A 19658-nucleotide genomic window follows, 5' to 3' on the forward strand; every position below is an offset into this window, starting at 1 on the left:
CCCGCACATGAGCGACAAACAGCTTCTCCACATCGTCATCGGCGGCGAACTGAAGGACGTCCAGGGCAACGAGTTCCGCGACCTGAAGCAGGTCGACTTCGTCGGCGCGTTCGCCAGCTACGCCGAAGCCTACGCCGCCTGGAAGTCCAAGGCCCAGGCGACCGTCGACAACGCCCACGCCCGCTACTTCATCATCCACGCCCACAAGCTGCTGGACCCGTCGAGCGAGCACTACCAGCACTGATATGACAGGGGACATGCTCCGAAGATGCGTGTCCCCGACTGCGGAAGCTTGCGGGGACCAAGGGGACACGCACCGCTTCGCGGAGCATGTCCCCAGCTATCCCCGAACTGTCATCCAGGAATCACGCGCACGTCACAGAACGCCGTTAGGGAGCCGCTTCATCAGGGGAGGCTCACCTCATGGTCGAAAGTCTGTTCGGCGCGGGTCTGTTCGTGTTTCTCGGCATCGTCATGACGACGATCTCCGCCATCGACCGGGCCGTCTGACCGTCCGCTATTCGCGGCGCAGCAGCTTGTCGGTGAGCATCGTCCCCCACCAGCTCGCCTGGAAGTCGGCCTTGATCTTCACGGGGTCGTAGGCGTCGCTCTGCACCCAGTCGATGAAGCTGATCCCCTTGGGCTCGGCCTCTTCCAGATAGCGTTCAAAGACGTAGTCCAGCACGCCGGTCTTGCCCTGTTTCACATGCAGGGTGCGCAGGCCGAGTTCCGTCTTCGCCTCGCGGATCGGGACGCCCAGATGGAAGTGCCGATAGAACACGCTCATGATCCCGGCCCGGTCCGCGCCGGACTTGCAGTGCATCAGGGCGGGGTACTCGATCGTCTCGAACAGGTCCCGGGCCGCCAGCACCTGCTCCCGGGTCGGCACGGCGCGCGAGGTGATGTCGAAGTTGACCATCGTCAGGCCCAGCCGCTCGCAGGCCTCCTTCTCGAGCGCGTAGAAGCTGGCGTCGAAGCCGCCGCGCAGATTGACGATCGTCCTGATGCCCAGCTTCTTCCAGTACTTGAGCTGGTAAGGCCAGGGCTGGGCGGCCCGCACCATGTCCGGACCGATCCAGTGCGCGTTCGAGAAGCCGATGCGCAGGAACGCGTGGTCGCCCCAGATCGAGCCCCAGTAGGCCTTGAATCGGCCCCAGCCGGTGGAAAGGTCGTGGGTGGACAAGTGGCGCTCCATTGAAGACCGTCCTAAGTAGGGCCGTCAGCGCCGAACGCAAACTCAAAGGCCGATTCTCCCGTCCATGTCCGCGCCCGCCGAACTCTCCAGCCGCGCCCTGATCGCGCGGGTCTGGCGCGAGTACCTGAAGCCGCGTTGGCCGGGGCTCGTGGTCGCGCTGCTGTGCGCCGGCGTGATCGCGGCGCTGAACACCAAGCTGCTGCAGATGATCCGGCCGGCGGTCGACGACCTCGTCACCGCGCGTACGGCCGGCGCCATCGTGGTGATTCCCCTGACCATCGTCGCGTTGGCGGTGGGGCGGGCGCTGTTCCAGATCCTGCAGTCGACGCTGATCAACCGCATCGGCAACCGGGTCGTCGGCGCGGTGCAGGTCCAGTTGTTCGGCCGGCTGATCCGCGCCGACCTGGCGCGGCTGCGCACGACCCATTCCGGCTCGTACATCGCCTCGATGCTCTATGACGCGGGCCTGATCCGCGAGGCCTCCACCAGCGGCGTGGTCAACTACACCCGCGAGGTCCTGATCGTCGTCGGCGCGCTGATCACCATGGCTCGCAACGACCTGTGGCTGACCCTGGCGGTGGTGCTGATCGCCCCGGCCGCGAGCGTGCTGATGCAGCGCTTCTCCAAGCGGGCGTCCAAGGCCGCCACCGGCGCCATGGGCGAGACCTCGGCCCTGGCCTCGGCGATCATGGAGGCCCTCGACGGCATCCGCATCGTCAAGATGGAGAACCGCGAGGACTACGAGGAGGCGCGCGTCGCCGCCGTGGTCGAGCGTCGCCAGAAGCATCTGATCAAGGGCTCCAACGCCCGCTCGCGCGCCGCGCCGGTGACCGAGCTGATCAGCATGGTCGTCGTGGCCGCCGTGTTCCTCTACGCCGGTTGGCGCGCCCAGCATGGCGGCATCACCGCCGGGGCGCTGCTCGAGTTCATCCTCGGCCTGATGATGGCCGGCCAGTCGCTGCGCCAGCTGGCCAACCTGCAGACGGTCTTCGCCGAGGGCGGTGCGGCCGCCCGGCGGCTGTTCGCGGCGATGGACGTCGAGCCCGAGGTGGTCGAGCCCGCCCACCCGCGCCCGTTCCCCGCGGCGGGCGGCGGTCATATCCGGCTGGAGGCCGTGGGCTTCAACTACGCCGGCGGCGCGCCGGCCCTGGACGACGTCTCGCTGGAGGCCAAACAGGGCGAGATGGTCGCCCTGGTCGGACCATCGGGGGGCGGCAAGAGCACCGTCCTGTCGTTGATCCCGCGCTTCTACGACGTCAGCGCCGGGGCGGTGACCATCGACGGAGTCGACGTCCGCGAGGTCGCCATCGCCGACCTCCGCGCGCGCATCGCCCTGGTCACCCAGGAGCCGTTCCTGTTCGACGACACGGTGCGGGCCAACATCGCCTACGCCAGGCCCGAGGCCAGCGACGCCGAGATCGAGGAGGCCGCGCGCCGCGCCGCCGCCCACGACTTCATCCTGGAGCTGCCCCAGGGCTATGACACCGTGGTCGGCGAGGGCGCCGCGCGGCTCAGCGGCGGCCAGCGCCAGCGCATCGCCATCGCCCGGGCCTTCCTGAAGGACGCGCCGATCCTGCTGCTGGACGAGGCGACCAGCGCGCTCGACACCGAGAGCGAGGCCCAGGTCCAGGCGGCGCTCGAGAAGCTGATGGCCGGCCGCACGACCATTCTGATCGCCCATCGCCTGTCGACGGTGAAGGGCGCCGACCGCATCTACGTCATCGACAAGGGCCGGATCGTCGAGAGCGGCGCCCATGCCGCCCTGGCCCGCAAGCGCGGCGGTCTCTACGCCCGCCTGGCGCGCGCCCAGGATCTCGACACCGAGCCGACCGGAGCTGAGTAATTGAAGGCCCTCTACCGTTCCGCCGCCGTCCAGCGCTTCCTGGCCTTCCTCTTCGCGACCTGGCTGCGCCTCTGCTACGCCACCCTGCGCTGGACCCGCGAGGGCCAGGACATGGCCGAGCAGGTCTGGAAGACGCCCGGCGGCGCCATTCTGTGCTTCTGGCACGCCCGCATCCCGCTGGCCCCGCAGAGCTGGCCCCAGGCCAGGGTCGAGGCCGACGGCAGCCGCGCCCGCCAGGACATGCGCGCCCTGATCAGCCGCTCGTCCGACGGCGAGTTCATCGCTCTGACCGTGCAGCAGATCGGCTTCCCCTCGATCCGCGGCTCCTCGAAGAAGTCCTCCGACCCCGGCAAGAACAAGCACGGCGAGCAGGCTTTCCGCGACATGATCAAATGGGTGAAGGGCGGCGGCGGCGTCGCCATCACGCCGGACGGCCCGCGTGGTCCGGCCGAGGTGATGCAGCTGGGCACGCCGACGCTGGCCCGCGTCACCGGCGCGCCGGTGATCTTCGTCGGCCTGGCCAGCAAGCCCTGCATCCGCATCGGCAGTTGGGACCGGACGCTGATCCCGCTGCCGTTCTCCAGGGGCGCGATGGTCTGGGACGGCCCGGTCTACGCCGGGCGCGACGACGACCTGGAGGCGCTGACCGGCGAATGGGCGGCACGGCTGACCGCGGTGACCGAGCGCGCCGAGGCGCTGCTGGACGGCCAGGGCGGCCGGTGAGAGTCTAGGCCATGGCGCACGATCATTCCCACCACGATCACGACCATTCGCATGATCATGACCACGCGCATGGGCACGGTCATTCGCATGGGTTGGGCGGGCATTCGCATGCGCCGGCGGACTTCGGTCGGGCTTTCGCGATCGGCGCCGGGCTGAACATCGCCTTCGTGGTCGCCGAGGCGGCGGCCGGGCTGTGGACCGGTTCGCTCGCCCTGCTGGCGGACGCGGGGCACAATCTGTCCGACGTCCTGAGCCTGCTGCTGGCCTGGGCCGCCGCGGAGATGGCCAAGAAGGCGCCGACGCTGCGCCGGACCTACGGCTATCGCAAGGGCACCATCCTGGCCTCGCTGGCCAACGCCGGCCTGCTGCTGCTGGCGGTGGGCGCGATCGTCTGGGAGGCGGTGCGCCGCTTCGGCTCGCCCGACCCGATCCAGCCTGGACCGGTGATGGTCGTCGCCGCGATCGGCGTGGTCATCAACACCGCCACCGCCCTCATGTTCATGAAGGGCCACCATGATCTCAACGTCCGGGGGGCGTTCCTGCACATGGCGGCGGACGCGGCGGTGTCGCTCGGCGTCGTGCTGGCCGGGTTGCTGATCCTGGTCACCGGCTGGCTGTGGGTCGATCCGGCCGTCAGCCTGCTGATCGCGCTGGTCATCGTCATCGGCACCTGGGGCCTGCTGCGGGACTCGCTGGACCTGGCGCTGGACGCCGCGCCGCGCGGGATCGACACCGCCAAGGTGAAGGCCTGGCTGGCCAGCCAGCCCGGGGTGACCGAGGTCCACGACCTGCATGTCTGGGCGATGAGCACCACCGAGACAGCCCTGACCGCCCATCTGATCCGGCCGGACAACGCCGACTGCGACCAGTTCCTGCATGAGGTCGCCGCCGGCCTGCAGAAGACGTTCGGCATCGGGCACCCGACCCTGCAGGTCGAGACCGGCGAAGGCGGCCATCCCTGCCAGCTCGCGCCGTCGCACGTGGTCTGACGCTTGACGAAGGTCCCGACCCTCTACCAGCTGGCGACCACGCTGCTGGAGCCTTTCACGCCGGGAATTCTCCGGCGGCGGGCCAGGCGCGGCAAAGAGGATCCGGCGCGGCTGACCGAGCGGCTGGGCCAGGCCTCGGTCGCGCGACCGGCGGGGCCGCTGGTCTGGTTCCATGCCGTCAGCGTCGGCGAGAGCCTGTCGGTCCTGCCGCTGATCGAGCGCCTGCGCGAGCGGCGGCCGGACGTCGCGGTGCTGGTCACCTCCGGCACGGTGACCTCGGCCGGCCTGCTGGCGCGACGGCTGCCGGCGGGGGCGGTCCATCAGTATGCGCCGTTGGATACGCCGGGCGCGGCGAGGCGGTTCCTGGGGCACTGGCGGCCCGACGTCGCGGTCTTCGTCGAGAGCGAGTTCTGGCCCAATCTGATCCTGGGCGCCGACGCCCTGGGGGCGAAGCTGATCCTGCTGTCGGCGCGGGTGACGGAGAAGACCGCCAAGGGCTGGCGGCGCGCGCCGAGGCTGGCGCGAGATCTGCTCGCCACCTTCGACGCCATCCTGCCTCAGGACCGGGCGACGGCCGAACGCATCGGCCGCTTCGGCGTGGCGGCAGGGCCGCAGGTGAATCTGAAGTTCATCGGCGAGCCGCTGGCCTGTGACGAGGATGAACTGACGCGGCTGCGCGCCGCTGTCGGCGACCGCCCGGTCGTGCTGGCCGCCAGCACCCATCCGGGGGAGGAGTCGGCCGTCCTCGAGGCGTTCCGCGGTCTGTCGGCGCGGACGCCGAAACCGCTACTGATCGTCGCGCCACGCCATCCCGAGCGAGGGAAGGACGTCGCCGGCCTGCTGCGGCAGGCGGGCCTGTCGGTGGCGCGACGGTCGCAGAACGAGGCCTTGGCGTCTGACCTCGACGTCTACGTCGCCGACACCCTGGGCGAGATGGGGCTGATGTTCCGGCTGTCAGCGCTGGCGGTGATGGGCGGCAGCTTCGTCGAGGGGATCGGCGGCCACAATCCGCTGGAGCCGGCGCGGCTGGGCGTCCCCCCCGTGACGGGCCCATACGCCTTCAACTTCACCGACGTCTACGACGAGATGCTGGCCGAACAGGCGGCGGTCCTGGCGCGGGACGGCGACGACCTGGGTCGGCTGCTGGAGAGGTTGCTGGCCGACCCGGCCTTGGGCCGGAGGATCGGCGCTACGGCCCGCGCCTTCGCCCGCGCCCGCGCGGACACCCTGGACAGGGCCTGGAAAGAACTGGACGGGTTCCTGCCATGAAGCTTTCCACGCCGCGCTGGTGGTACGTGCGCGACCGGGGCCCCGGACGGGTCCGGCGGATGCTGCTGACGCCGCTATCCTGGATCTGGGCTTCCGTGACCGCCAACCGGATCGCCAAGACGGTCCCCGAAGACGCCGGCCTGCCGGTGATCTGCGTCGGCAACCTGACCGCCGGCGGCACGGGCAAGACGCCGGTGGTGCGCGAGCTGCTGCGGCTGCTGACCGAGCAGGGCGTGGCGGCGCATGGCCTGTCGCGCGGGTATGGCGGCCGGCTGAAGGGCCCGCTGAAGGTCGATCCGGACGTCCATACCGCCGCCGACGTCGGCGACGAGCCGCTGATGCTGGCGACCGGCTATCCGATCTGGATCAGCGCCGACCGTCCCGCCGGCGCCAAGGCAGCCAAGGCGGATGGCGCTCAGGCGGTGGTCATGGACGACGGCCACCAGAATCCCTCGCTGAAGAAGACCCTGTCTCTGGTCGTGGTCGACGGCGAGACGCGCAACGACGAATGGCCGTTCGGCGATGGCCGGGTGTTTCCCGCCGGGCCGATGCGTGAGCCGCTGGAGGTCGGGTTGGCGCGGGCCGATGCGGTGGTCCTGCTGCTGCCGGCGGACCTGGACGAGCCCGATCCGCTGCTGCTGGCCCAGTTCGGCGACACGCCGGTGCTGGTCGCGCGGCTGGAGCCCGCCGCTCCGCCGCCTGCGGGGCCGCAGGTCGGCTTCGCCGGCGTGGGCAAACCCTGGAAGGTCGAGCGGGCGCTGGTCGCCGCCGGCTGCGACCTGAAGGATTTCGCGCCGTTTCCGGATCACGGAGCGTTCGACGAGGCGACGCTGAAGGCGCTGGTCCGCCGGGCGCAGGACTTCGACGCCGGGCTGGTCACGACGGAGAAGGACTGGGTCCGCCTGCCGCTTGAATGGCGCGACCGCATCGCGATGTGGCCGGTGAAGGCGACCTTCGAGGATGAGGCGGCGGTGCTGGCGATGTTGGAACGGGTCCTCCCCTCTGGGGGAGGTGGCTCGCCATAGGCGAGACGGAGGGGGTCTGCCGGGATGGCATGGACCCCCTCAGTCGGCTGCGCCGACAGCTCCCCCAGGGGGGAGCATCCGTCTGTCCCTACTCCTTGAACACCTTGCCGCCCTTCATCACGAAGCGCACGCGGGTGAGTTCGGTGACGTCGGCCAGCGGGTCGTTCTTGACCGCGATCAGGTCGGCCTGTTTGCCGGGAGCCAGCGAGCCGATCTCGTTCGACAGGCCGAAGTGTTCGGCGGCGCCGACCGTGGCCGTGCGGATGGCTTCCAGCGGCGTCAGCCCGGCCTTGACCAGCAGCGCGAACTCGCCGGCGTTGTCGCCGTGGGCCGAGACGCCGCTGTCGGTGCCGAACGCGATCCTCACCCCGCCTTCGTGGGCGCGGCGAGCCATGTCCAGCATGCGCGGGCCGGCCTGCAGCGCCTTGTCGCGCTGGGCGGGCGTGAAATAGGTGTTCGGCCGCGCCGCCTCCCGGGCCACGAAGTCGCCGGCCATCAGGGTCGGGACCAGCCAGGCGCCGTTGGCCTTGAACAGCTTCAGGGACTCCGCGTCCAGGTAGGTGCCGTGCTCGATCGAGTCGCCGCCCGCCTTGAGGAAGGCGTTGATGCCGTCGCCGCCGTGGGCGTGGGCGGTCACCTTGCGGCCCATCGAATGGGCGGCCTGGACGATGGCCTTCAGCTCGTCTTCGGAGAACTGCTGAGCCAGGCCGGCGGCGGTCTGGGACAGCACGCCGCCGGTCGCGGTGATCTTGATGATGTCGGCGCCGGAGCGGACCTGTTCGCGCACCGCGCGGCGGCAATCGTCAGCGCCGGAGCACACCGACTCCGGGCGGTAGACGTGGATCAGCTCCTCCGGCACGCCGTTGGCCGGGTCGCCGTGGCCGCCGTGGACGGACACCGCCGAGCCCGAGGCGATGATCCGGGGACCCGGCGCTCGGCCGGTCCGGATCGCCTCGCGCAGGGCGAAGATCGACTCGTTCGGCGCGCCCAGGTCGGCGACCGTGGTGAAGCCCGCCCGCAGCGTCTTCAGGGCGTTGGACGCGCCGTCCAGGGCCAGGTCCGACTTGGTCTTGGTGAACCGCTCCAGCCGCTGGTTGGGATTGCTCTCGCCCGTAAGGTGGACGTGGCTGTCGATCAGGCCCGGCAGCACGAAGCTGTCCTGCAGGTCGACGACCTTGGCGCCCGGCGCCGAGGTGAAGCCGTCCTCGATGCGCAGCACCTTGCCGTCCTGGAGCACCAGGGTCTTGTTGGTCTCGACCTTGCCGCCCGCCGGATCGGCGAGCAATCGTCCGGCTTGGACGTAGGTCAGCTGCGGCGCGGCGGCGCCCTGACCCTGTTGCGCCATCGCGACGCCGGCGACGACGGCCGCGGCCAGTACGCCGCCGAGAACCGTCTGCTTAACCCCCCAGGCCATTACCCTATGCTCCTGCTTTCTTGGCGAAGCTCAGCGCCGCGTCGGCCAGGATCGGCACGCGAGCTTCCATGGTTTGCGCATGGGCGCTGGCGGCGGTGCCGTCGCGAACCCGACCGACGATTCCCTGGCAGATGCCGGCCAGGCGGAAGAGATTGTAGGCGAAGTACCAATCCAGGTCCGGCAGGCCGCTGCGCCCGGTCAGGGCGCAATACTGCTCGACGGCCTCCTCGATGGTCGGAATGCCCCAGGCCTTCGGGTCGGCGATGCCGCCCAGCGAGGTCCGCTCGCCGCCCGGCATCACCCAGTGCATCAGGAAGTAGCTGAAATCGGCCAGCGGGTTGCCCAGGGTCGACAGCTCCCAATCGAGCACCGCGGCGACCCTCGGCTCGGTCGGGTGCAGGATCATGTTGTCCAGACGATAGTCGCCGTGGACGATCGAGGTGCGGTCGTCATCGGTCGGAGTGGTCGCCGGCAGCCATTCCATCAGCCGGTTCATCGAGGCGATGCTGCTGGTCTCGGAGGCCTTGTATTGCTTGGTCCAGCGGTCGATCTGCCGGCTGAAGTAGTTGCCGGGCTTGCCATAGTCGCCCAGGCCGATGGCCTCGTAGTCGGTGTTGTGCAGGCGGGCCAGGGTCTCGATCTGGGCCTGGTAGATCGCCCGTCGATCGTTCGGCTGGGAGTCGGGCAGGGTCAGGTCCCAGAGGATCCGGCCGTCGACGCTGTCCATGACGTAGAAGATGGTGCCGATGACGTCCTCGTCCATGCACAGGGCGTAGGCCTTGGCGACGGGAAAGCCGGTGCGGCCCAGGGCCTCGATGACCCGGTACTCGCGATCGACGGCGTGCGCCGACGGCAGCAGCTTGCCCGGCGGTTTGCGGCGAAGGACATAGCGCTGGTTCGGCGTGACCAGCTGGTAGGTCGGGTTCGACTGCCCGCCCTTGAACTGACGGATCTCCAGCGGTCCCTGGAAGCCCTCGACATTGGCCTTGAGCCAGGCTTCCAGCTTGGCCTCGTCCAGGCGATACCGTTCGTCGACCGGCTTGGTGCCGGAGTTGAGCTCCTGGGCGGAGGGCGCGGCGTCGGCCATCAGCGTTTCCCCGTTCGTACGCTTGTTTGAAGCGCGCGAGTTTAGGGGCTGGCGCGGAAGGCGCAAGGATGCCCTGAGGTTACTTCCAGCGACGCCTGTAGCCGCACTTCGTGCAGGTCATGAAGCCGCGCTTCGACTTGCTGTTCGTGAACTCGTGGCCCGAACCCAACAGACACTTCAAAAACAGGAACAGGTCGAACTTCACGACGCCCTCAGATTGAGTCTCCCCCCGAGCGCCCTTTAGCGAGACTTGCGGCGCGGAGCTAGAGGGCCAGACACCGGATGCCAAATGGGGGCTAGAGCGCCCGCCATCCGATGTCATTTCGGTAGAAGCCGCCCGGGAAGTCGATGGCGCCGAGCGCCGCATAGGCGATGTCGCGAGCCTCGTGCAGCGTGGCGCCGAGCGCGCAGACGTTCAGCACACGGCCGCCGCTGGCGCGCAGTGCGCCGTCGACGTCGCGGCTCGTGCCGGCATGGAAGACCACGGCCTCGGCGCCGAAATCGGCCTCGGCGCCCCTGATCTCCGCGCCCGAGACCGGAGCGTCGGGATATCCCTCGGCGGCGTAGACGACACAGATGGCGCTCTCGTCGCGCCATTTCGGCGCCGGCTTGGAGGAGAGCGTCCCGGTCGCCGCCGCCAGCAGGTAGGGGACGATGTCGTCCGCCAGCCTCAGCATCAGAACCTGACATTCCGGATCACCGAAGCGGGCGTTGAACTCGACGAGCCGCGGGCCGGTCTCGGTCAGCATCAGGCCGGCGTAGAGGACCCCGCGATAGGGATTGCCCTCGGCCGCCATGCCCTTCACCGCCGGCAGGACGCATTCGTCGAAGGCGCGTCTGGCCAGCTCGGGCGTCAGGACAGGGGCGGGGCTGTAGGTGCCCATGCCGCCGGTGTTCGGACCCTGGTCGCCGTCGTAGGCCCGCTTGTGATCCTGGGCGAAGCCGAAGGGGATCGCGGTCTCGCCGTCGCACAGGGCGAAGAACGAGGCTTCCTCGCCGTGCATGAACTCCTCGACCACCACGCGGGCGCCGGCCGTGCCGAAGCGACCGCCCAGCATGTCGGCGATGGCGGCGTCGGCCTCTTCACGAGTCTGGGCGATGACCACGCCCTTGCCGGCGGCCAGGCCATCGGCCTTGATCACATAGGGAGCGGTCTGGGCGTCCAGGAACCGGCCGGCGTCGTCCGCGGTCTCGAACACGCCGTAGGCGGCCGTCGGCAGGCTGTGGCGCGCGCAGAAGTCCTTGGTGAAGGCCTTCGAGGTTTCCAGCTGGGCGGCGGCGGCGGTCGGGCCGAAGCAGGGAATGCCCAGGGCCGCCAGGCGATCGGCAAGGCCGACCTCCAGCGAGGACTCGGGGCCCACGACCACCAGGTCGGCCGCGATCTCCTGCGCCAGGGTGACCAGGCCATCCACGTCGGTGACCCTGACCGGGCGCGTCTCGCAAAGGCTCGCGAAGCCCGGATTGCCGGGCGCGGCGACGAGCCGCTTCAAGAGCGGAGACTGGGCGATCTTCCAGGCCAGCGCGTGTTCGCGACCGCCGGAACCGACGAGCAGGATGTTCATGGCGCGCCTTTGACCCGCGAGGGGCGCGGGGTCAAGCGGCGGCGACGTTACTCTCGCATCGATCGCATAACCATGTTCTTCTAGCGGTCCAGGTGAAGGGGGCATGCGGGCGATGAAGGCTTGGCGCACGACGCTCTGCTGGACGGTGGCGATATTGCCCGCGCCGGCGGCGTGGGCCCAGGGCTGCACCTGGCCCGTTCAAGCCCAGATCACGACCCAGGCGCAGTATGCTCAGCCTGCTGTCGCGGTCGTTCCGGGTCTGGATCGCGGACCGCTGCTCGCGGGCGGACTGAGGCGGGTCCCGCCGCCGCCCAACCCGGCCCTTCAGCCCCGCCTGGTCTCACCTGCCAGCAGGACCCATATTCTGATCGAGCAGCGACCCGCCGATCCCGAGAGCGTGTCGGTCAAGCTGACCTCGACCGTGGATATCAGCCACATCGAGCAGGACCTGCCCGGCCTGATCCACCGGACATCCGCCTGGCAGGCGTTCCAGGCTCGCCTGAGCTGCGAGAAGAACGCCCATTCCTACGAGTACCAGCTGATCCCGCAGGGCGAGACCACGACCTTGCGGCTGGGGTTCGTCGCCGAGCGACGTGTCTGTCCCGGCATCGGCGGCGGATTCCGCGCGGCCGGCGCGCGGGTGGCGATCGAAACGCCGATCCGAGCCGTGGTCCGGGGCGACCAGATCGCCTTCGAGGGCGGCGAGCCGGTGGTGAAGGTGTCGACCAGTCCCGAGCAGGATTTCTTGCTCGGCATGATCGGCGGCGGCCTCGCGTTCGGCCACGTCGGCGTCGAACTGGTCCGTGATCTTCAAGAGCAGGCCAAGGACAGCATCCGCCAGGCCGCGACGGGCCCCCTGGGTGATCTGGGCTCGGCGTCGCTGCCCACGCCCGCCGGGGTTCCGCCCTCGATCCGGATCAAGCCGCTGTCGGCCGTGCTCCAACGCTCCGCAACGGGAGCACTGGAACTCAAGATCATTTCAGTCGCCCCGGATCAGCGGGCGGGGACCACCTGCGCCTGGATCAAGCGGAGGAGCGCACGATGAGCAGCCGCCTGATCGCGCTCACGGTCGTGGCCGCCGGCGCCGTCCTGGCCAGCTACGTCGCCGCTCCCGGGCAGGGGGCCGCTCGCGGCGCTTCGACGGCGCTGGACTTCGGGAAGTATCAGTGCAGCCGGGCCTGCGGCGCCGCGCCGACCCAGTACTGCGCCGAGGCGCCGAAGGATCCCGCGATCTCGTCAGGATTGGCGCGCATGCGAAGCCGTTTCGCGGACCCGAGCCTCGCTCGCGTGACCAAGGCCGAACTCATGACGGCGTTTAACGTCAAGGACGATCCCTGCGGCCGCGGCGATACGGTGCGGACGGGAGAGATCTGGCGCAATGCAGGCGCGGCCTGTCGGATCACGGCCAGGATCGACCTGCTCCTGACGGGGAGGCCGATCGGTCTTCATGTCGATGTGCCGGACGAGGTGAGCTTCGCTCTCCGGCGAGAGGGCGCCACCCTGACCCTGACGCCGTCCACCACCGCGACCCTGCTGGTGATCGACGATCCGGATCTGCACAACGACTGGGGCGGCGTGATCCGGCAGGTGACCTCAACGCCCCAGGCGACGCTGTTCCAGACGCCGCGCGGCTGCATAAAGGTTCCGAACTGATGCGGGCGCGCTGGAAAATCGGAGCCGGCCTGATCGCGCTCCTGCTGCTGGGCGGTTGCGACGGCGTGACCCTGGGCGCGGGGATGATCATCCACGACGGCGGGGCCTACGCTTGCTACGGCGACCGGCCCGTTGACGCGTCGGACTATTGCAAGCCCGCCAACGTCTATCTCTGCAACAGCGGAACGAAGGCGCTGAAGGTGAAGGTGGAAAGTTCGTTCACGACCGGAGCGCCGGAAACGCTGGTCCAGACCTATACCGTCCAGCCCAAGACCTTCACCGGCAAGGGGCCGTTCATCGGGCTGACGGAGCACAAGCGCATTAACGGCATGTGCGCCGTGCGGCAGCACCTGCTGACGGTGCTGCCGTAGGCGGACGCTAGCCTTCGAGGTCCAGCGAGTAGCCGGCCGAGCGCACCGTGCGGATCGGGTCCATGTCGCTGTCGCGGTTCAGAGCCTTGCGCAGGCGACCGATGTGCACGTCGACGGTGCGGGCCTCGACATAGACGTCGCTGCCCCAGACCGCGTCCAGCAGCTGCTCGCGGCTGAACACCCGGCCCGGGTACTGCATCAGGTGATCCAGCAGGCGGAACTCGGTCGGTCCGAGGTGGACTTCCTTGCCGTCGCGCTTCACCCGGTGGGCGACGCGATCGATGACGATGTCGCCGAAGGTCACGCGATCCTCGGCCAGACCCGGCCGGATCCGGCGCATGACCGCGCGGATGCGGGCGGTCAGCTCGGTCATGGCGAAGGGCTTCACGACGTAGTCGTCGGCGCCGGTGTCCAGGCCGCGGACCCGATCGCTCTCCTCGCCGCGGGCGGTGAGCATCAGGATCGGCAGGTTGCGGCTTTCCGGGCGCTGGCGCAGGCGGCGGCAGACCTCGATCCCCGAGACCTTGGGCAGCATCCAGTCGAGCACCACCAGATCCGGCTGCTGCTCCTGGGTGAGGATCAGCGCCTCCTCGCCGTCGCCGGCGTGGATGACCCGGTAGCCTTCCTTCTCGAGATTGTACTGAAGCAGGGTGGCGAGGGCGTCCTCATCCTCGACCACGAGAACCGTGGGCGTCATTGCGTCAGGGCATCCATCTTGGGCCGCTCGGAGACGATCTCACGGCCGGTGATCTCATAGTGCACGATTTCGGCGATGTTGGTCGCGTGGTCGCCGATCCGCTCGAGGTTCTTGGCAACGAACAGCAGGTGAGCGCCGGGCGTGATCATCCGCGGGTCGCCCATCATGTAGGTGAGCAGCTCGCGGAACAGGCTCTCGTAGTGCTCGTCCACCTCGGTGTCGCGGGTCCAGACGGCCACCGCGCGGTCGACCTCGGAAGCCGTGTAGGCGTCGAGAACTTCCTTCAGGCGGGCGGCGACCAGTTTGCCCATCCGCTCGATCGAGCGGGTGACCGGGCCGGCCGGGTCCGATTCGGCGAGGATCTGGGTGCGCTTGGCGATGTTCTTGGCCAGGTCGCCGCAGCGCTCCAGGTTCATGGCGATCTTCATGGCCGCCATGGCTCGGCGCAGGTCGTTGGCCATCGGCTGGCGCAGGGCGATCAGCCGGATCGCGGAGCGCTCGATGTCGGCCTCCAGCGCGTCCAGCTTCTCGTCGCGGCCGACGATCGCCTGGGCCAGCGGAACGTCGCGGCGGGAGAAGGCGCCGATGGCCTCCTGCACCTGGGCCTCGGCGAGCCCGCCCATGCGGACCACCTCGGCGGCCAGCTGGTTCAGCTCTTCCTCGAAGGATTTGACGATATGCTCGTTCATGTCCGGGTCCTCAGCCGGTGCGGCCGGTGATGTAGTCCTGGGTGCGCGGTTCGCGCGGGTTGGTGAAGATCTCTTCGGTCGAGCCGTGCTCGATCAGCTTGCCCATGTGGAAGAAGGCGGTGCGCTGCGAGACGCGGGCGGCCTGGGCCATCGAGTGGGTGACGATGACGATGCAGTACTGCTGGCGCAGCTCGTCGATCAGTTCCTCGATGCGGGCGGTGGCGATCGGGTCCAGGGCCGAGCAGGGCTCGTCCATCAGGATCACTTCCGGCTGCACGGCGATGGCGCGGGCGATGACCAGGCGCTGCTGCTGGCCGCCCGACAGGCCGGTGCCCGGCTGGTGCAGACGGTCGGAGACCTCGCCCCAGAGGCCGGCCTTCTTCAGCGAGGCCTCGACGATGCCTTCCAGCTCGCTCTTGCTGGACGACAGGCCGTGGATGCGCGGGCCGTAGGCGACGTTCTCGAAGATCGTCTTGGGGAAGGGGTTGGGCTTCTGGAAGACCATCCCGACCTTGGCGCGCAGGATCACCGGGTCGACGGACTTGTCGTTGACGTCCTCGCCGTCGATCTCGATGCGGCCCTCGACGCGGGCGCCGGGGATGGTGTCGTTCATGCGGTTGATGCACCGCAGGAAGGTCGACTTGCCGCAGCCCGACGGGCCGATGAAGGCGGTCACGGCCTTGCCCGGGATGTCGATCGACACCGAGTCGAGGGCCTGTTTCTCGCCGTAGAAGACGTTGACGTCGCGGACCGTGATCTTGGTCGCGTCGACCGGCGCGGTCGTGTGCGTATGCGGCGCGGCGGTGCGGATCAGGGGCTGTTGGACGGTCATCGGGTTACCACCTGCGTTCGAAGCGGCGGCGCAGGATCACGGCGGCCGCGTTCATGATGATCATGAAGGCCAGCAGCACGATGATGGCTGCGGCGGTGCGTTCGTGGAAGGCGCGTTCAGACGCGTTCTCCCAGATGAAGACCTGGACCGGCAGCACGCTGGCGCTGCTGGTGAAGCTCTCGGGCAGGCCCGGGTTGAAGGCGATCATGCCGATCATCAGCAACGGGGCCGTCTCGCCCAGGGCATGGGCCAGGGACAGGATGGTGCCGGTCATCACGCCCGGCATGGCCTGCGGCAGGACGTGGTGGAACACCGTCTGTGTCCGCGAGGCGCCGACGCCCAGGGCCGCTTCCCGGATCGAGGGCGGCACGGCCTTCAGCGCGGAGCGGGTGGCGATGATCACCGTGGGCAGGCTCATCAGGGCCAGCACCATGCCGCCGGTCAGCGGCGCGCCGCGGGGAGCGCCCAGCCAGTTGATGAACACCGCCAGGCCGAGCAGGCCGTAGACGATCGAGGGCACGGCCGCGAGGTTGTTGATGTTCACCTCGATCAGGTCGGTCCAGCGGTTCTTCGGTGCGAACTCCTCTAGCCAGACAGCGGCGAGGACGCCCATCGGGACCGCGATCAGGGCGGTGACCAGCAGCATCATGGCCGAGCCGATCACGGCGCCCAGAATGCCGGCCTGCTCAGGCTCGGTGGAGTCCGCGTTCTTGAAGAAGGTCCAGTTGAACCCGGTCTTCACCGAGCCATCCTTCTGCAACTTGTCGAGCCAGTTCAGCTGGCGGTCGTTCAGCTTGCGGTCGGACTCGGCGGTCGAGCGCTTGATCTGGCCCTTGTAGTAGAGGTCGGCGTCGGCCTTGACCGGACCGGTGATGGTCACGGTCTTGCCGATCAGCGACTTGTCGGCCTTCAGCTTGTTCAGGATCTGGAAGCCGAAGTCGCGGCTGATCAGGTCCATGGCGTCGCCGGAGTTCTCGCCGTACTCGTCGTCGGTCTCGCCCAGCTTCTTCAGCAGGGAGAGGGCGACGAGATAGTCGTAGTTGGCCCCTTCCAGCGCGGTCGGGTCGATCTTCGCCGGGTCGAGATAGACCGGCAGCGAGACGGTGTGGGTCTCGAAGGTCGAGTAGCCCTGCAGGACGATCCGGCCGAGCAGCAGCGCCAGGAACGCCAGGGCGATCACGATCGCCATGCGGCCGTAGAGCTTGAACCTGAATTCGGCGGCGTAGCGCTGCTTCAGGCGGGCCTCGGAGAGGCGCGAGGGGGAGGGAGCGTCAGTCATATTGTTCGCGGTACTTCCGCACGATGCCCAGCGCGACGATGTTCAGCGCCAGTGTGACGACGAAGAGGGTGAGGCCGAGACCGAAGGCCGCCAGCGTCTTGGGGCTGTCGAACTCCTGGTCGCCGGTAAGCAGGGTCACGATCTGCACCGTGACGGTGGTGACGGTGTCGAGCGGGTTGACGGTCAGCTTGGCCTGCAGGCCGGCCGCCATGGTCACGATCATGGTCTCGCCGATGGCGCGCGAGACCGCCAGCAGCAGGGCGCCGACGACGCCGGGCAGGGCGGCGGGCAGGATCACCTGCTTCACCGTCTCGGATTTGGTGGCGCCCATGGCGTAGCTGCCGTCGCGCAGGGTCTGCGGCACGGCGTTGATGATGTCGTCCGATAGCGAGGAGACGAACGGGATCAGCATGATCCCCATCACCACCCCGGCCGTCAGGGCCATCTGGTTCTGCACGGTGATCAGGTACTGGCCCAGGCTGTCGAGCGGACCGCCGATCAGCAGGCCGCCGATCCAGTTGAAGAAGGCGCGGAAGGTCGGGCCGACGGTCAGGGCGGCGAAGAAGCCGTAGACCACGGTCGGCACGCCGGCGAGGATCTCGAGCAGCGGCTTGACCACAGCCCGGGTCGCTTTGCCGGCGTACTCCGACAGGTAGATGGCGGAGAACAGGCCGACCGGAGCGGCGACGGCCATGGCGATCAGCATGACCAGGAAGGTGCCGGCGAACAGCGGGACCGCGCCGAAGGCGCCCTCGGCCGCGACCTGGTCGCTGCGCATGGCGATCTGCGGGTTCCATTGCGTTCCGAACAGGAAGTCGATCGGCGACACCGCCTGGAAGAAGCGGATGCTCTCCCAGACCAGCGACAGCACGATGCCGAGCGTGGTCAGCACGGCCAGGGTCGAGCAGAGAATCAGCAGCAGGTCGGTCCAGCCCTCGACCCGGTTACGGGCGCGGAAGTCCTTGGCCAGGCGAGGATAGGCCAGCAGGAAGCCGCACAGGGCCAGGACCCCGGCCAGGGCCACGACGGCGACCAGGCCGATGGTCTCGATGCGCCCCGCCTCGACCGCCTTGGCGTCGAGCGCGGCCTTGGCCGCGCCTTCCCAAGCCACTTCGCTGGGGGCCTGGCCGCGGGCGATGGCGTGGGCGTCGCTCCAGAACACCTGTTGGCGTTCGGCGGGCAGCTCCATCACCGCGGCGGGGGTCTCGGCGCGGAGGGCGGCTTCCTCGATGCGGCCGCCGAAGACGGCGAACATCAGCAGGATCAGGGCCGCGGGGGCGCCGGCCCACAGCGCCACCCAGGTCCCATGGTAGCCGGGGAGTGAATGAAGAGAGACGGATGTGCCGCCGGCCAGGGCGACGGCGCGCTTGCGGCCCAATAGATAGACGCCGGCCGAGAAGGCGGCGAGTAGGGCCAGGGCGATCAGGACGGTCATCGCGGTTCCGGGACGGCGTTCGGCAGGAGACGCGCGGACCCTGCCCGCGCAACGCTGCCCCTATGCGACAGTTGCGCGACAGTTTTACGACAGCGCCGGCTCCCCGGCCGGCTGGACCGCCTGGGCGAGCGGAAGCCACACGGAGAAGGTCGAGCCGCGGCCCAGCGCCGTCTCGGCCGCCAGCCCTCCGCGGTGGCGGTTGATGATGTGTTTGACGATCGCCAGGCCCAGGCCGGTCCCGGAGCGGTCGCCGCTCTTCTGGCCCTCCACGCGATAGAATCGCTCGGTCAGGCGGGGCAGAGCGTCGCGCGGCATGCCGGGACCCTGGTCGATGACGCGGAGCAGGGCATAGTGCTCGCCCGCCCGGTGTTCGGGGCTGAGCAGCGCCATGCTGGCGGTCTCGGCGCTGCGGGCGGGCGGCGGATCGCCGGCGACGGGCGCAAAAAGCTCGATTCGAATGACGCCGCCTTCCGGCGTGTACTTCACGGCGTTGTCGACGAGGTTCTGCACGACCTGCACGATCTGGTCGCGGTCGCCCTCGACGGTCACCGAATCGCGAGGCGGCGAGGCCCAGTCGATGCGGACGCCCTTGGCGCGGATCACCGGCGTCAGGGCGTCGGCGACGTCGGTCACGGCGCAGGCCAGGTCGACCCGACCCTGCGGCGCGATGTGCTCGTTCAGCTCGATTCGCGAGAGGCTCATCAGATCGTCGATGAGGCGCGACATCCGCTCGGCCTGGGCCTGCATGATGGCGAGGAACTTCTCCCGCGCCTTGGGATCGTCGCGAGCCGGTCCGCGCAGGGTCTCGATGAAGCCGGACAGGGAGGCCAGCGGCGTGCGGAGCTCATGGCTGGCGTTGGCCAGAAAGTCGGCCCGCATCCGTTCGGCGCGACGCAGGTCGGTCTGGTCGCGCATGACCAGCAGAGCCATCGGCGCGTTCCAGGGAGTCTTGCCCAGCGGCCGGGCGACGGCCGTCCAGACCCGCTCCTGGGCGCCGCCGACCTCGAAGGCGGCCTGCCCTGTCACCTCGCCGAAGAGGGCCTCGTCGACCAGTTCGATGATCCGCGGGTTGCGGATGACGGTGATCAGCCGGGCGTCTGGGCGATGGGCGCGGAAGGTCTCGCGCGCGGCGGCGTTGGCGAACACCAGCCGATGTCCGGTGACTTCGTAGGGCTCGCCAGCCTCGATCACCATGACCGGGTCGGCCAGGTCCTCAAGGATGCCGGCGAAGGGAATGGTGGCGACGGCGGGGGCGGGTTGATCCTTGGGCGCGCCGACGGGCGCCTGCTCCTGCAGCCAGCGTCGCGTCGCATACCAGGCCGAGCCGCCGGCCAGCGCGGCGATCAGGCCGGCCGGCAGGAGCGGCGCCTGTCCGGTCAAGGTCAGCAGCAGAGGACCGGTCGCCGCGGCGAGCCCCGCGGTCAGGGGCAGTCGGCGCAACCCTGGAACGACCTCTGGGGACATGGCGGAGGGGCCTCTTTCGCGACGTGGTCCGACTAATGATGCGTTCCAGATATGGCGCCCTTGTTATCCTTGCGATACACGAAGCGGGTTCCCGTGGGGCGTTTGTGTCCGATGACGCAATTTCGCCGCAT

19 protein-coding genes are annotated in these 19658 nt (G+C 69.2%); 9 read left to right on the top strand and 10 right to left on the bottom strand.

The genetic code is table 11. The features are described from left to right. The first annotated feature begins 7 nt into the window (after positions 1 to 7). Complete coding sequence (locus CSW64_RS04115) at positions 8 to 244, top strand: DUF4170 domain-containing protein (RefSeq protein ID WP_099620912.1); 237 nt, start codon at positions 8 to 10, stop codon at positions 242 to 244. Positions 245 to 517: 273 nt separating this feature from the next. Here the strand turns inward: CSW64_RS04115 and CSW64_RS04120 are convergent, their stop codons facing one another. Then, complete coding sequence (locus tag CSW64_RS04120; RefSeq protein ID WP_099624106.1) at positions 518 to 1183, bottom strand: protein tyrosine phosphatase family protein; 666 nt, start codon at positions 1181 to 1183, stop codon at positions 518 to 520. A 76-nt stretch (positions 1184 to 1259) separates the two neighbouring features. On the opposite strand from CSW64_RS04120, the gene CSW64_RS04125 reads away from it, so the two are divergent. From CSW64_RS04125 to lpxK, 5 genes are read left to right on the top strand one after another with little or no spacing between them, the layout of a single operon-like run. Next, positions 1260 to 3038: an ABC transporter ATP-binding protein gene (locus CSW64_RS04125; protein ID WP_099620913.1), complete on the top strand. Its 1779-nt coding sequence runs from the start codon at positions 1260 to 1262 to the stop codon at positions 3036 to 3038. Then, positions 3039 to 3761 (top strand): lysophospholipid acyltransferase family protein, encoded by a 723-nt coding sequence (locus CSW64_RS04130; protein WP_172448450.1) that lies wholly within the window; start codon positions 3039 to 3041, stop codon positions 3759 to 3761. It begins immediately after the preceding gene. An 11-nt stretch (positions 3762 to 3772) separates the two neighbouring features. Next, positions 3773 to 4750, top strand: coding sequence for a cation diffusion facilitator family transporter (locus CSW64_RS04135; protein WP_099620914.1), 978 nt, complete (start codon positions 3773 to 3775; stop codon positions 4748 to 4750). Between the two features lie 3 nt (positions 4751 to 4753). Continuing rightward, on the top strand, positions 4754 to 6019 hold the full coding sequence (locus tag CSW64_RS04140) for a 3-deoxy-D-manno-octulosonic acid transferase (protein WP_099620915.1): 1266 nt from the start codon (positions 4754 to 4756) through the stop codon (positions 6017 to 6019). Next, a complete protein-coding gene (lpxK, locus tag CSW64_RS04145) occupies positions 6016 to 7044 on the top strand; it encodes a tetraacyldisaccharide 4'-kinase (RefSeq protein WP_099620916.1) in 1029 nt (342 codons plus the stop codon). The genes CSW64_RS04140 and lpxK overlap by 4 nt, the downstream gene beginning before the upstream one ends. An 88-nt stretch (positions 7045 to 7132) precedes the next feature. Here the strand turns inward: lpxK and CSW64_RS04150 are convergent, their stop codons facing one another. The 3 genes from CSW64_RS04150 to purD all read right to left on the bottom strand — a co-directional run bounded on the left by CSW64_RS04150 (position 7133) and on the right by purD (position 11107). Further along, complete coding sequence (locus CSW64_RS04150; RefSeq protein WP_099624108.1) at positions 7133 to 8389, bottom strand: metal-dependent hydrolase family protein; 1257 nt, start codon at positions 8387 to 8389, stop codon at positions 7133 to 7135. A 73-nt stretch (positions 8390 to 8462) separates the two neighbouring features. Beyond that, the gene (locus CSW64_RS04155; RefSeq protein WP_099620917.1) at positions 8463 to 9545 is read right to left on the bottom strand and encodes a phosphotransferase; all 1083 of its coding nucleotides are present in this window, start codon (positions 9543 to 9545) and stop codon (positions 8463 to 8465) included. Positions 9546 to 9841: 296 nt separating this feature from the next. Next, complete coding sequence (gene purD, locus CSW64_RS04160; protein WP_099620918.1) at positions 9842 to 11107, bottom strand: phosphoribosylamine--glycine ligase; 1266 nt, start codon at positions 11105 to 11107, stop codon at positions 9842 to 9844. Positions 11108 to 11210: 103 nt separating this feature from the next. On the opposite strand from purD, the gene CSW64_RS04165 reads away from it, so the two are divergent. Genes CSW64_RS04165 through CSW64_RS04175 form a run of 3 tightly spaced genes read left to right on the top strand, consistent with a single transcriptional unit; the run spans position 11211 to position 13131 of the window. Then, positions 11211 to 12152: a hypothetical protein gene (locus tag CSW64_RS04165; protein WP_099620919.1), complete on the top strand. Its 942-nt coding sequence runs from the start codon at positions 11211 to 11213 to the stop codon at positions 12150 to 12152. Then, the gene (locus CSW64_RS04170) at positions 12149 to 12760 is read left to right on the top strand and encodes a hypothetical protein (RefSeq protein ID WP_099620920.1); all 612 of its coding nucleotides are present in this window, start codon (positions 12149 to 12151) and stop codon (positions 12758 to 12760) included. The genes CSW64_RS04165 and CSW64_RS04170 overlap by 4 nt, the downstream gene beginning before the upstream one ends. Then, positions 12760 to 13131 carry a hypothetical protein gene (locus tag CSW64_RS04175; protein WP_099620921.1) on the top strand — a complete coding sequence of 124 codons (372 nt, stop codon included), beginning with the start codon at positions 12760 to 12762 and terminating at the stop codon, positions 13129 to 13131. Before CSW64_RS04170 ends, CSW64_RS04175 begins: the two co-directional genes overlap by 1 nt. A gap of 7 nt (positions 13132 to 13138) precedes the next feature. Here CSW64_RS04175 and phoB read toward each other — a convergent pair whose 3' ends face one another. The 6 genes from phoB to CSW64_RS04205 all read right to left on the bottom strand — a co-directional run bounded on the left by phoB (position 13139) and on the right by CSW64_RS04205 (position 19527). After that, complete coding sequence (gene phoB, locus CSW64_RS04180) at positions 13139 to 13828, bottom strand: phosphate regulon transcriptional regulator PhoB (protein WP_099620922.1); 690 nt, start codon at positions 13826 to 13828, stop codon at positions 13139 to 13141. Continuing rightward, the gene (gene phoU, locus CSW64_RS04185) at positions 13825 to 14517 is read right to left on the bottom strand and encodes a phosphate signaling complex protein PhoU (protein ID WP_099620923.1); all 693 of its coding nucleotides are present in this window, start codon (positions 14515 to 14517) and stop codon (positions 13825 to 13827) included. The genes phoB and phoU overlap by 4 nt, the downstream gene beginning before the upstream one ends. A 10-nt stretch (positions 14518 to 14527) precedes the next feature. Beyond that, positions 14528 to 15349, bottom strand: coding sequence for a phosphate ABC transporter ATP-binding protein PstB (gene pstB, locus CSW64_RS04190; protein WP_099620924.1), 822 nt, complete (start codon positions 15347 to 15349; stop codon positions 14528 to 14530). Positions 15350 to 15353: 4 nt separating this feature from the next. Further along, a complete protein-coding gene (pstA, locus tag CSW64_RS04195) occupies positions 15354 to 16628 on the bottom strand; it encodes a phosphate ABC transporter permease PstA (RefSeq protein ID WP_099620925.1) in 1275 nt (424 codons plus the stop codon). Beyond that, positions 16621 to 18063 (bottom strand): phosphate ABC transporter permease subunit PstC, encoded by a 1443-nt coding sequence (gene pstC, locus CSW64_RS04200; protein ID WP_099620926.1) that lies wholly within the window; start codon positions 18061 to 18063, stop codon positions 16621 to 16623. The genes pstA and pstC overlap by 8 nt, the downstream gene beginning before the upstream one ends. Positions 18064 to 18147: 84 nt before the next feature. Beyond that, positions 18148 to 19527: a sensor histidine kinase gene (locus CSW64_RS04205; protein ID WP_099620927.1), complete on the bottom strand. Its 1380-nt coding sequence runs from the start codon at positions 19525 to 19527 to the stop codon at positions 18148 to 18150. Positions 19528 to 19658: the final 131 nt, after the last annotated feature.

Source organism: Caulobacter mirabilis (genome assembly GCF_002749615.1).
In the GTDB taxonomy this organism is placed as follows: Bacteria; Pseudomonadota; Alphaproteobacteria; order Caulobacterales; family Caulobacteraceae; genus Caulobacter; species Caulobacter mirabilis.

Excerpts from the sequence above, each read along its gene's own strand:
- CSW64_RS04115 (WP_099620912.1), top strand. The coding sequence starts at position 8 with ATGAGCGACAAACAGCTTCTCCACATCGTCATCGGCGGCGAACTGAAG.
- CSW64_RS04125 (WP_099620913.1), top strand. The coding sequence starts at position 1,260 with ATGTCCGCGCCCGCCGAACTCTCCAGCCGCGCCCTGATCGCGCGGGTC.
- CSW64_RS04135 (WP_099620914.1), top strand. The coding sequence starts at position 3,773 with ATGGCGCACGATCATTCCCACCACGATCACGACCATTCGCATGATCAT.
- lpxK (WP_099620916.1), top strand. The coding sequence starts at position 6,016 with ATGAAGCTTTCCACGCCGCGCTGGTGGTACGTGCGCGACCGGGGCCCC.
- CSW64_RS04150 (WP_099624108.1), bottom strand. The coding sequence starts at position 8,389 with ATGGCGCAACAGGGTCAGGGCGCCGCCGCGCCGCAGCTGACCTACGTC.
- CSW64_RS04155 (WP_099620917.1), bottom strand. The coding sequence starts at position 9,545 with ATGGCCGACGCCGCGCCCTCCGCCCAGGAGCTCAACTCCGGCACCAAG.
- purD (WP_099620918.1), bottom strand. The coding sequence starts at position 11,107 with ATGAACATCCTGCTCGTCGGTTCCGGCGGTCGCGAACACGCGCTGGCC.
- CSW64_RS04165 (WP_099620919.1), top strand. The coding sequence starts at position 11,211 with ATGCGGGCGATGAAGGCTTGGCGCACGACGCTCTGCTGGACGGTGGCG.
- CSW64_RS04170 (WP_099620920.1), top strand. The coding sequence starts at position 12,149 with ATGAGCAGCCGCCTGATCGCGCTCACGGTCGTGGCCGCCGGCGCCGTC.
- CSW64_RS04175 (WP_099620921.1), top strand. The coding sequence starts at position 12,760 with ATGCGGGCGCGCTGGAAAATCGGAGCCGGCCTGATCGCGCTCCTGCTG.
- phoB (WP_099620922.1), bottom strand. The coding sequence starts at position 13,828 with ATGACGCCCACGGTTCTCGTGGTCGAGGATGAGGACGCCCTCGCCACC.
- phoU (WP_099620923.1), bottom strand. The coding sequence starts at position 14,517 with ATGAACGAGCATATCGTCAAATCCTTCGAGGAAGAGCTGAACCAGCTG.
- pstB (WP_099620924.1), bottom strand. The coding sequence starts at position 15,349 with ATGACCGTCCAACAGCCCCTGATCCGCACCGCCGCGCCGCATACGCAC.
- pstA (WP_099620925.1), bottom strand. The coding sequence starts at position 16,628 with ATGACTGACGCTCCCTCCCCCTCGCGCCTCTCCGAGGCCCGCCTGAAG.
- pstC (WP_099620926.1), bottom strand. The coding sequence starts at position 18,063 with ATGACCGTCCTGATCGCCCTGGCCCTACTCGCCGCCTTCTCGGCCGGC.
- CSW64_RS04205 (WP_099620927.1), bottom strand. The coding sequence starts at position 19,527 with ATGTCCCCAGAGGTCGTTCCAGGGTTGCGCCGACTGCCCCTGACCGCG.